Source organism: Desulfobacula sp. (assembly GCF_021107415.1).
The window spans coordinates 1-8,022 of record NZ_JAIOSW010000253.1; the positions used below are offsets into that span (position 1 = coordinate 1).

The 8,022-nt window shown below is 42.3% G+C and carries 9 protein-coding genes; 2 read left to right on the forward strand and 7 right to left on the reverse strand.

Translation table 11 applies throughout. From position 1 onward, the window contains the following. From K8S13_RS13680 to K8S13_RS13695, 4 genes are all read right to left on the reverse strand, one after another. On the reverse strand, positions 1–451 hold a 451-nt coding region (locus tag K8S13_RS13680), incomplete at its 3' end, for a DUF1566 domain-containing protein (RefSeq protein WP_291463282.1). Positions 452–486: 35 nt separating this feature from the next. Continuing rightward, the gene (locus K8S13_RS13685) at positions 487–2,148 is read right to left on the reverse strand and encodes a reverse transcriptase domain-containing protein (RefSeq protein ID WP_291463283.1); all 1,662 of its coding nucleotides are present in this window, start codon (positions 2,146–2,148) and stop codon (positions 487–489) included. A 72-nt stretch (positions 2,149–2,220) separates the two neighbouring features. Next, positions 2,221–2,652, reverse strand: coding sequence for a four helix bundle protein (locus tag K8S13_RS13690; protein WP_291463284.1), 432 nt, complete (start codon positions 2,650–2,652; stop codon positions 2,221–2,223). Between the two features lie 57 nt (positions 2,653–2,709). Continuing rightward, positions 2,710–3,420, reverse strand: a complete 711-nt coding sequence (locus tag K8S13_RS13695) for a DUF1566 domain-containing protein (protein ID WP_291463285.1) — start codon at positions 3,418–3,420, stop codon at positions 2,710–2,712. Positions 3,421–3,813: 393 nt separating this feature from the next. On the opposite strand from K8S13_RS13695, the gene K8S13_RS13700 reads away from it, so the two are divergent. Further along, complete coding sequence (locus K8S13_RS13700) at positions 3,814–4,002, forward strand: DUF4160 domain-containing protein (protein WP_291463287.1); 189 nt, start codon at positions 3,814–3,816, stop codon at positions 4,000–4,002. Continuing rightward, positions 3,986–4,258, forward strand: coding sequence for a DUF2442 domain-containing protein (locus K8S13_RS13705; protein WP_291463289.1), 273 nt, complete (start codon positions 3,986–3,988; stop codon positions 4,256–4,258). The genes K8S13_RS13700 and K8S13_RS13705 overlap by 17 nt, the downstream gene beginning before the upstream one ends. Positions 4,259–4,456: 198 nt before the next feature. Here the strand turns inward: K8S13_RS13705 and K8S13_RS13710 are convergent, their stop codons facing one another. The 3 genes from K8S13_RS13710 to K8S13_RS13720 form a co-directional block, all read right to left on the reverse strand. Beyond that, entirely contained in the window at positions 4,457–5,518 is a 1,062-nt protein-coding gene (locus tag K8S13_RS13710) for an ABC transporter permease (protein WP_291463291.1), read from the reverse strand. A gap of 10 nt (positions 5,519–5,528) precedes the next feature. Further along, positions 5,529–6,563, reverse strand: a complete 1,035-nt coding sequence (locus K8S13_RS13715) for an ABC transporter permease subunit (protein WP_291463293.1) — start codon at positions 6,561–6,563, stop codon at positions 5,529–5,531. Further along, the coding region (locus K8S13_RS13720) for an alanine--tRNA ligase-related protein (RefSeq protein WP_291463294.1) at positions 6,560–8,022 on the reverse strand (1,463 nt) is incomplete at its 5' end. The genes K8S13_RS13720 and K8S13_RS13715, both read right to left, overlap by 4 nt.

The window sequence follows — 8,022 nt, forward strand, 5'->3', positions numbered from 1 at the left end:
CGGCAGATATCATCGTTCTATCCCCCCCGCGCACCGGACGGACATAATAATTTGTCCCTGCCTCGTTATAGGACACTACACCGTTTTGAAAATTCACATACCAGGCCCGCGAGGGATCTGACATATTGATGGTCGAACTCCAGTAACCACTGGAAACAGTCCCTGCAAAAACAGAATGCACTATGGCAGGATCATAAGCTGAATAGTCTACAATAGACTGCAGTGCATTGCGGTCCGGCAGCCGCCAGTCATTATGATTGCCCCAGGTGCCGGTCTCGCAAAGATTTAACGCCTGGGAAAATGACATGGAGCCCAGGGTCTGATTCAACCAGACAAGACCGGTATCCGTATCGGTAATGGTGCCGTCGCCATTGTCAATATATCCGGCCAGGCATTGTCCTGCCAAAATCAGAAAGAAAACCATTCCTGCTGTAAAATGTCTTATGCGCATCTGTTACCAGTCCTTTATTGATCTTTTTATCGGTTTCATGCTGCCGCCCTTTCTTCACAAGGCATAATCCTGTATAAGTTTTTTATGCTTCGCTCCCTGATAAAGTGCCCGGCACGATGCGTTTCATTGATAACTACCACATCTTTTCCCTGAGAAAGCATTTTTTTGCAATACTGATTTACCATGGCAACGGGGAAGCCGGACATATATTTGATTTTTCGTCTGTGATTTTCCATTACCCTCAACTTGAGCAACGAACCAGCAGAAAGGGCATCATTCCCATAAAATTCATAAAATTTCCCTACCTTAAAAAAAATGATGCTATCTTTGAACAGGCTTCTAAAATAAGCATGCTGTGCCCTGACACTCAAAAATACCTTTTTTATATTATATTTTTTATGTATTCTGCCCTTTGAAAAATAAAAATATTCATTGAGCCAGTCATTTTTTTTCATCAGTTCTGTGACCAGCCGGAAAGAGGAAGCATGCTTAAAATGCCCCATATAAGAAGCAATAGTCTGGAAAAGATTTTGAACAAGCTGATCATCCATGTTAAACACGGCAACCCTGCAGTGATCCAGCCTTGTCTCTTTTACCAGTATATTTTTGAATAAAATAATTTTCAGTTTCAGGTTGCCAACGACCCTGTTTCTGACCAGCAGATAATCCGGCCTGACAATATACCCGAGGAAATCGGCCCCGTTTGATACAGGAATCGGTCCTTTGTCCTGTTTCAAGGTCAATAAAAGCGATGATCTTAAAAAAAAATCGATCTTTTTCCGCCATTCTACAAGTCTTTCCCTGTTTTCAGAAACCAGGATAAAATCATCCACATATCTGATATAATAACGGCATTTCAGGTCATGTTTTATGTACTGGTCAAGCTCGTTGAGATACACATTGGCAAAAAACTGGGACGTGAGGTTCCCAATGGGCAGCCCCATTCCAGTTTCAACTTTGAAAAGTGATTTGTGAGCAGGAACCATGTCACGCTTTTTTTTATCCCCCTTGAAATAATAATCCCTGGTGCAGTCATGAAAAACTATCCTGTGGAGCAAATATAACAGAGCATCCGCCATGGGGTGCATTTTTTTTTGGATTCCTTTTTCCAGTATGCGAAAAAGGATGTCCTTATCAATACTCATGAAAAAAGAACGTATGTCCATCTGGAGAAACCATGCTTTTTTCTTTCTGCTGCAAGATGACTGATTCATGAATTTTCCAAGTCTTTTAACCGCACTGTGGATACCTTTGTCCTTTCTGGAAGCATAACTGTCAAAAACAAACCAGGGCTCCCAGATCTTTTCAAGTTCCCGCACCAGGAGGTGATGCACCACCCTGTCTTTGAAATCAGCAGCAAAAATCTCTCGGCACTTGGGGGTTGTGGTCACAAAACAGACAGAGCGGGATGGCTGATATATACCCTGTTGTACCTCTTGCGCAAGGTTAAACAGATTTTCAAGCAAGTCCGATTCAAACCTCATGGCATTGATGGTACTCCTTTTCCGCCTCCGGCAGTCCAGATACGCCTTGTAAATCGAGGCAAAAAAAAACAGGTCACACTTTCCGGAGCTGACCGCCCGCACATAATACTTATTTGACTTATTGTTGTTGTTCACGTTACCATTATTGAAATTCACGTTCCACGCGTTGTCAGTATTATTCTTATTGGTAGAAGACGACCAGTATACGCCCACGGCTAACCTTACCTCCCCACTTCACAGCCTTTTACAGCCCACCGGTCGCAGGTTGCCCCACTTCCTGAATTATCATGCCCGGTTTCCGGGCGGAGGAGGCGCACAGTGTGTATTGGCACGCCCTGAAACTTTCAAATATTTTGAATGTTTCAGGTTCCGGCCCCTGGTACTTTTCAACCATCCCTCGCTCTGTCTGCATAAAATTGTGGCAAGACCTGCGGCGTGCTGAAAGCTTTTAAAATTTTGAAACGTTTTAGCCTCCATGGCGAACACCAGCATGGATTTGAGCATGTCACAGGTCTCCACCAGTTGTTCAAGTATTTTTTCCCGGTCTCTTGCCGAGTTGGCGCGTATCACAAGCTGGATCACCTTCCGGGAAAGATCCCTTAAGTCAGTGCCGATGGTATATTTATTATATCGGCTGAAATTCCTGACTGTATTCTGGAGATAGACGGCAAGCTCCATGGCTTTTCGATACACTGGAAGATGTTCATAACGTGCCATTTTTTTCATCCCTTTATAGAATTAAAGATCCAAATTACCCAATCACCAAATCACCCATCACTGTCCGGAGCTGACCGCCCGCACATAATACTTAAGTGACTTAAGGCGGTGGTTCACGCCACCATTACTGAAACCCACGCGCCACGCGTAGCCAGTACTAGTCTTATAGGTAGAAGACGACCAGTATACGCTGGAAACAGTCATGGGGAAATAATCTGTATTAATTAACGGTGCAATGGTTTTGCTCATGTCCAAAAGAGTTGACAGTTCTTTTACAGTGGGAAGACGCCAGTCGGTTCTCCCGCCATAGGTCATAGTGTTCAAATAGGCTATAAATTCATGGGTATTGGGACTGTCGCAGGTGCCTGCATTTCCCCCGTTGGTCTCGGGATCAGGATCACACCAGTAATAAGTCGTCTGGTGGTCTGTGGTCTTCATTTCCCATACCAGACCCGTGACATTGTCCCGCACTGCCTTCCAGTTGCCGGCCTCATCGGGCAGGGCATTGCCGTTTTCGTCCAGTTTGGTATAAGACCTGTCCCCTGTGTACTGGGAATCCTGGCCATACCATGGATGGGTGGGTGCCGGACATTCCAGCAGTTCCCCGCCATCGTCATAGTATCTATCCTGGCCCGTATCCGGCCATTGGAATGCGCTGCCATAAACCGGCAGTAAAAAAAGGAGGACTAAAATCACCCCCCAGACCCTTACAAACTGTAAAACAGAATATTTCTGACTTAATTTTTTTTTAAACAATCTGATTTCCAACAATCCACCTCCCTATATTATGATTGAACCATTCATTCTCCCGGTACTTACACCTAACCGCAATAGTCGTACCCTGAAACCATTATGTCAATAATAACAATAAATCCTTGAATTTATAATATATTTCTTTATTTTACTATTGTGAAGATATACAAGTTTTTATTTTTATTATGAAAAAAAGTTCCTAATTTTAGGAACTTTTTTTCCACATTTGGTATATATTTTTCACAATATGAAAAAACTCATATTATTTATATTAGGTAATCTTCGGTCCTTGTTGTCTGTTTTGCCTTGAATGTGAGTGCTTGATATAATATAATCTTGTTGTAATAAAAAAAAACTGAGGTTTAAACAACTCCACGAATTGCTTTTTTCTTTGGAATTTCAATTTATATGTATCTGGGTGATCATGGTATCCCCCATTGTCATGGAGTATATGGCGATTATGCAGCATCATTCAGAGTTGATGACGGCTCAATCATTGCCGGCATGATGCCACCAAAACAAAACAATAAAATCAAAGAGTGGATACTTGTAAACACTGAAGAATTGATGGAGAAATGGAATGAGCTCTCCGCTTAAAACACCATGGGATAAAATTATATCAGTAACCCCTGCGGACAACTATTCCCTGGAACTTTTATGGGATAATACCACTGAATCCATCATCAGTCTGAAAAAAGAAATTCACGATCGTGATATATTCTGGCGGCTTCGTTATCCCCGTTATTTTTCCATGGTAAGAATTGATCCCCTTGGCGGCCTGTTCTGGCCTGAAGGAGAAGATATGTGCCCTGAATATCTTGCATCCCTGTCCCTGCAGTCCGGCATGAAATAATTTTACATACTATCCATTCAGCAACTGAATCAAAAATATTGAAGATTATATCTATATGGTCCCTCATATTATTGAGAAAGAATACATTTTTTTGAAAACAATTATCCCGAGTCGAAAAGCTTCAAAGGCTTATAAAAAAGAACAGGGAGGGAGAACTAATACCTAAAAAAAGTGTATAATTGAACATTTAGAACATGTTCACTCATAAATAGTGTGCAGTTTCGGATCAAAGGCTTCTCTTATGCCTTCACCGATAAAGGTGACCGTCATAAGGGTTGTTACAAGAGCTGCTACGACTGAAGAGACAATCCACCAGGCATCCATGTTCTGCCAGCCCTGGGACAACAATTCCCCCCAGGAAGGTGTTGGAGCAGGCAGGCCAAACCCCAGATAATCAAGGGAGGTTAAAGCAACTATCCCCCCTGAAATGGCAAAGGGCGCATAGGTCACAATCACGGAAATAGTGTTGGGGATAATGTGTTTAAATATAATTCTGGCATGGGATGCTCCAAGAGAACGCACCGCCAGGATATATTCCCTTTCTTTTTCCTTATAGGTCATGGTTCGCATGACCCAGGTGATGCCGATCCACCCGAAAAATGCCATGATCAACAGCAGAATCATGAAACTGGGAATCACAATGGAGGCAATAATAATGATCACATATAAAAACGGGACGTTATTCCAGATTTCGATGATCCGCTGGAAGAACAGATCAAATTTGCCTCCAAAATATCCCATGGAACAGCCAATGGTGATACCGACGCTATAATTCATGATCAAAAGGACAAAAGAAAAAATAATGGCGGTCCTGAACCCATAGACAAGGCGGGCAAGAATATCCCTGCCCACATTATCGGTTCCCAAAAAATGTTTTTCTTTAAATGAGGGGGGAAACGGTGGATAAGAATTGACTTTTAGATCATTCTCATAAGGGTTATAGGGAACCGGCGGCATGATGATAAAATTGGATGATGCTTCTATATTTTTTTCAGATTTTTGAAATTTCTTTTTAAGATCCCTGTAGTTGGTTTCATAGTCATAGCCAAGGTTAAAGACAGAACCCGGGATCATCCTTGTATAGGTCGGCAAATAAAATTTGCCGTTATAATAGACTATCAATGCCCTTGAATTGATAAATGCCTCGGCAAAAAATGAGATGAAAATCATCACAAAAAGAATAATAAATGACCAGAATCCTCTTTTAATGGAGGCAAATCGCCTGATCTTTTTTATGGTGACAGGATTTAACGATATCATTTAAACCTCATCATTTAAACCTCACTCGGGGATCAACAAAGGCAACACAGATATCGGACAGAATATTACCAATCATGAACAAGAGAGAGGAGATAACAAGGATACCCATCACCACCGGGTAATCCCTGTCAAGGATGGATTCATATCCCAAAAGCCCCATGCCGTTGATATTGAATACTTTTTCAATCAAAAATGATCCCATTAAAAGAATGGAGATATTATTTCCAAAGCTGGTTGCCAGGGGAATCAGGCTGTTTTGCATGGCATGATTCAGTACGGCTTTTTTAAAGGGAAGTCCTTTGGCAATAGCTGTTCTGACATAATCGGAAGACAGATTGTCCATCAGGGTGTTTTTCATCAAAAGCGTCATCACGGTAAAAGAACCAATGACATAGGAAAACAAGGGCAGAACAGTATGCCAGGCAATATCCATAATTTTTTCAAACAGATTCATCTCTTCAAACAATTCAGATACAAGCCCTCCCAAAGGAAACAAATCAAAATTGGATGCAAACAAAACCAGCATGAATACGCCTGCCACCCATCCGGGAATGGCATAACCCGTAAAAATAATGATGGATGTAATATTATCAAACCCTGTTTTATGCCGGATGGCCTTTGCCATGCCAAGGGGAATGCAGACTCCGTAAATCATGATCAGACTTAAGATACCAAAATAAAGGGAGATGGGAATTCGTTCTTTTATCATATCCCAGACCGGATCATAATATCGTGTGGATTGGCCAAGATCTCCTCTCAACACTTTGGTAAGCCAGATAAAATAGCTGGTTAATATGGGTTTATCAAACCCGTAGTATTCTTTTAATTTTTGAATTTGTTCTTCAGAAAGAGGCTGGTCGCTGCCGGCGCCTCCCATGGAAGATGAGCCTGATCCGCCGTGACCTGTCTGCATGGCCCTTGTATCGGAGATGATCCTTTCAATGGGGCCTCCGGGTACAAAACGAGTGATGGTAAAGACCATAATAGTGATACCGATGAATGTCGGTATCACTAAAAGCAATCGTCTTATAAAATATGCGGTCATGACATTGTTTTATAAACTGATTCAAGTGCCTTATCAAGGTTTTCAGGTTTTGTACCGCCGGCCTGGGCCATATCAGGACGACCACCGCCGCCGCCGCCCACTATTTTTGCAGCATTCTTTACAATATCGCCTGCTTTATACTCTTTTATCAAATCCTGGGTCACAACAGAAATTAATAAGGCTTTCCCGTTGGATTCAGCGCCAAGAAGGACGACTCCGGAACCTATTTTTGTCTTGAATTTATCAGCCAGATCTCTTAACTGGGAAGGATTTTCAATCTCTACCCGTTTTGAAATCACTTTGACCCCGTTGATTTCCCTGATAATATCATCAATATTTTCAATGGATTTTGACGCCATTTTTGCTTTTAAGGCTTCCAACTCTTTTTCAAGAATTTTCTTATCCTTTATTATTGCCTCAATTTTTAAGACCACATCCTCTTTGGCCCCTTTTAACAGGGTTGCTGAAGAACCAATCAGATGCTGATCCTTGTGAACATAATCCAAGGCAGCCTGGCCGGTTACAGCTTCGATTCTTCGAACGCCCGAGGCAATCCCGCCTTCTGACAGGATTTTAAACAGCCCGATATCACCGGATTGTTTTGTATGGGTTCCCCCGCAAAGCTCCCGGGAGAATGTCCCCTGGGATACCACCCTTACCACATCCCCGTATTTTTCTTCAAACAGGGCGGTGGCACCGGCTTTAACCGCCTCATCCATGTCCATCTCTTTGGTTTCAATTGGATGATTTTCACGAATCCTTAAATTGACCTCATTTTCAATGGCCTGAAGTTCTTTTGTAGAAATAGATGAAAAATGGGTAAAATCAAATCTTAATCTTGTGTCCGTCACAAGGGAGCCTGCTTGTTTAATATGATCCCCCAGGACTTTTCTCAAGGCCGAATGAAGGATATGGGTGGCCGTATGGTTCACAGCTGTATTTTGTCTTTTTGGGGCATCCACCTTAAGTGTAAATGTATCCCCTTTTTTTGCCTCACCTTTTTCAACCACACCTTTATGGATGACTATTCCTGTGGGATCTTTTACCGTATCCGTGATGGTGATGACGCAAATTTCATTTTCAAATCTTCCTGCATCTCCTGCCTGACCTCCGGATTCAGCATAAAAAACAGTGGAAGCGGTTACAATTTCTAGGGTATCGCCCTGTCTGGCTGTTGTAACTTCCTTGTCATCCTGGACAATGATGAGAACATCAGATCTTCCTTCAATATTGTCATAGCCTTCAAAAGAAGTCTTTATCCCTTCTGATGTAAGTGCCTTGTAGGCAACACCCACACCTGCAAATTTTTTAGTGGACCTGGACCTTGCTTTTTGTTCTGCCATGGCTTGGTCAAACCCGTCTATATCAAGATCAATGTCCATTTCTTTGACATGATCGACAATGATGTCCACAGGAAACCCAAACGTATCGTAGAGTTTAAAAATCACATCCCCGGGGA

Excerpts from the sequence above, each read along its gene's own strand:
- K8S13_RS13690 (WP_291463284.1), bottom strand. The coding sequence starts at position 2,652 with ATGGCACGTTATGAACATCTTCCAGTGTATCGAAAAGCCATGGAGCTT.
- K8S13_RS13700 (WP_291463287.1), top strand. The coding sequence starts at position 3,814 with ATGTATCTGGGTGATCATGGTATCCCCCATTGTCATGGAGTATATGGC.
- K8S13_RS13705 (WP_291463289.1), top strand. The coding sequence starts at position 3,986 with ATGAGCTCTCCGCTTAAAACACCATGGGATAAAATTATATCAGTAACC.
- K8S13_RS13710 (WP_291463291.1), bottom strand. The coding sequence starts at position 5,518 with ATGATATCGTTAAATCCTGTCACCATAAAAAAGATCAGGCGATTTGCC.
- K8S13_RS13715 (WP_291463293.1), bottom strand. The coding sequence starts at position 6,563 with ATGACCGCATATTTTATAAGACGATTGCTTTTAGTGATACCGACATTC.